The organism is Candidatus Zixiibacteriota bacterium (assembly GCA_022865345.1).
Lineage (GTDB): Bacteria > Zixibacteria > MSB-5A5 > MSB-5A5 > RBG-16-43-9 > RBG-16-43-9.
Window position 1 is genome coordinate 1 of record JALHSU010000198.1, and the last position, 3035, is coordinate 3035.

At 43.6% G+C, this 3035-nt stretch carries 3 protein-coding genes; all 3 read right to left on the minus strand.

The features are described from left to right. On the minus strand, positions 1–630 hold a 630-nt coding region (locus MUP17_10010; GenBank protein ID MCJ7459315.1), incomplete at its 3' end, for a hypothetical protein. Between the two features lie 103 nt (positions 631–733). After that, positions 734–2593 (minus strand): DUF6055 domain-containing protein, encoded by a 1860-nt coding sequence (locus tag MUP17_10015; GenBank protein MCJ7459316.1) that lies wholly within the window; start codon positions 2591–2593, stop codon positions 734–736. Positions 2594–2906: 313 nt separating this feature from the next. After that, positions 2907–3035, minus strand: a 129-nt coding sequence (locus tag MUP17_10020; GenBank protein MCJ7459317.1) for a slipin family protein, incomplete at its 5' end; no start/stop codon positions are given.

Genomic DNA, 3035 nt, shown 5'->3' on the forward strand with positions numbered 1-3035 from the left:
CAGACATCCCTGTCTGTAATCTTGCTGACCTTTTAGAAAAGGACATACCTGCATGCATGCCTGGCAATCTCCGCATCCCTGAAAATTCCTTTTTGGTGATTTTATCTTATATGGAATGAAAATTGTCGAGAGCCTCAAAGCAGGACCATTCTCAGGGCTTATTATCAGCCCGGATTTACCTCTCCAGCCTAATCCTGCCTCTTGTGCGAATGCCCGATGGGAGATGCACATATCATAATATTCCTCCACTTTCTTGACTTTATGAGTGTATCCCTCAACCGTGGCTTGCTCTCTGATCCCGCTAAACTTCTCAGCCAGGGCTTGAGAAATCCGGTTCAGGATACGGTTAATTTCTCCGCAGGCTCGAGCATAGGTGTTCCAGTTGCCAGATTTGGTTCCCTTTGCAATCCAGCAATCCGGAATCGATTTAATCTCCTCCGGAGTATAAAAAACTCCAATGGAAATCGCCGTAATTGGTTTAGAAAAATCAAAACCTGCAAGTTTTCTCTTAAGATAATCTCTCTGAACTGGAAGAAGCTTTACCTCTTTCAAGGGAGCAAATCCAATAACCCCTTTTCTTTTTTCAAGCCTGCAGAGTTTCTGAAATTCTCTCTCAATTTTTTCTTTCATACAAATGACTATCCCGCCTTGAGGCAAGGCGGGATTACTGATTTAGCCCGTTGGGTCAGGGGACCCGACGACTACAGGGTTTTTATCTTTTATTCGTTATCCGTCATTTTATTAAAACCATCTTTTTCATCTCAGCATAACCTCCTGCTTCTAACCGGTAGAAATAAATCCCTGAGCTAACTTTTTCACCCTTATCATCTCTTCCATCCCAGACCACCTGATAATCACTCGGCATCTTTTCCTCATCCAAAAGCGTCCTCACTAACTCCCCAAGTATATTGTAGATTTTGAGGGTGGTGTGGATGGGTCTATGAACCATGAACTGTGAACTATTAACAGTGAAGGGTATGGTCGTGGAGGGGTTAAAAGGATTTGGATAGTTTTGAGACAGGGAGAAAGTGTTCGGCACTTGAACTTGTTGTTCTTCAACCTTCGTCAGCGTGCTGTCATATAGCGCTTGATAGCTGTAGTTGAAAGAGCCTGAGGTCTGGGTGATAACTGCCGGGATCATAATAATGTTATCATAATAGCTCCAGTTATGTATTTTAACATTACCGCTCTGCAAACTATCTAAATTGAATTCGGTAAAAGAGATCGGGAGAAAGGTCGAATTGCCTATTAACGAGGCTTTCCACTTAGCTGAATCCGAACCGTTGAAATTAAGACTTAGTCCACCTGGGTTAACTTCTGGAATAAACATTACATAATTTGTTCCTAAAACTTCAGGCGGATACGGGACCGAGCTCACACTTACCGGATAGGAGTAATAGACCTGAGTGGGGTAAATGTTGACTAACGGGTAACCATTCCCTTCGGAATAGAAATTAACCGTATCCGCCCGGGAACCGGTAAAATAGTTCCAGATAGAGAATTCTCTGAAAGCCTGGTTAAAGGAGCTACCTTTAGTTATCAAGACCGCCTCTGTAGCAGGCAAAACATTGTCTCCTTGAAGTTGACCACATCTTATCCATATGCTTTTAATAACGTCGACCCCGAATTTCTCGGATAAATAAAAAGCCCACACGCAGGCAGCATAGGCGTGATAATACCTGCTCGGATCACCAGGGTCATAGGAAAAAGCTTTTAAGGAGAGCCAGGGGTAATTATAGAAATAAGGAAGATAACTCACATAATCATTAATGCTGTCATAGATTTTATCCTCCATCCAAGTAGCAGTAAGCTCCATCCAGTAAGGATGATATGCCCAGATAGTATCTGACGGCACATATTCCATCTCATTTACATCATATCCGAACTGAACTGCATGAAAGAACTCATGTGCAGTGGTCACTCTGGGGTAATTATTGTAATTCCCGCCGTAAAGGCTATAATCGTTTCTGAGGACTACATAACTGGTAGCTCCAATGTAATCCGGGGGAGCATAATATTCCGGCTGCGAGTAACCCAGGTAACCGTATGCCATCGACTCCAAATAGATGTCGTACCTTCCATCCCCTCCATTGGGCCAGCCAGGGTACCAGCCATCTGATGGCGGAGGATTGTAACCGAGCGTATCAAGCTCTTTAGTCCACACAGAATCCGCTATTCCTCCTATGAAAATGACATACAGCGGGACGCCTGAGGAATCAACCACATGCGATTGATAAACCGAATCAATGGTTGAGGTAACGTAGTGTATCTTGAAATGCCCGCTGGGAGTATTGTAGGTTTTCTCAACAGCAGGGAGAGAGTAGGTCGGTCGTTGAGGCATCAGTAAAGAAAGCTCTTTTTGCGCCTCCGGACTAAGCTCATTTCTGTGTCCGGTAATCCAGACAAAAGCAGGAGTGGCGCAGACCGGATGAAAATCTTGTGGCAAGCTCTTTGGAGCTGAAACTACAGGAGTCAAGACCTCTTTTATTTTTTGAATAAGGTTTTCCTCACCCGGAATCTTTGCCTGAGCGTCGGTGAGGTAAATACCAAATCCGGTAAGAAAAACTGCAATTGTCCAGACAAGCCTCTTCATCCTTGCTCCTTTTAAAATTCGGTTAAATAGATGCGTCCGATTTTACACCGGGCGCATCTATACGACCCAAAAGGGTGTGTTGAAAAAAAAACATCCTGTCATTCTGAGGGAGCGTAGCGACTGAAGAATCTCTTTGATCCAGGGAGAGATTCTTCGCTTCGCTCAGAATGACACTCTCTTAGTTTCACTTTTTTGACAGCCCCTGTAAGGGTCACATTACGAAAATCAATAATTATAGAAATGAAGTCTGGGGGAAAAATCCGATTCCTCCCCCAGCCTTTTTATCATCTCACATCTTACGTCTTACTCGAATCTACTCTTTTTTCTCCGTACCTTCTTGCAGTTTCTTTATAAAGGGAGTGAAAAGGTCAATCGGCACCGGGAAAAGGATAGTGGAGTTCTTTTCTGTTGCTATCTCAGTTAAAGTCTGCAGAAATCTCAG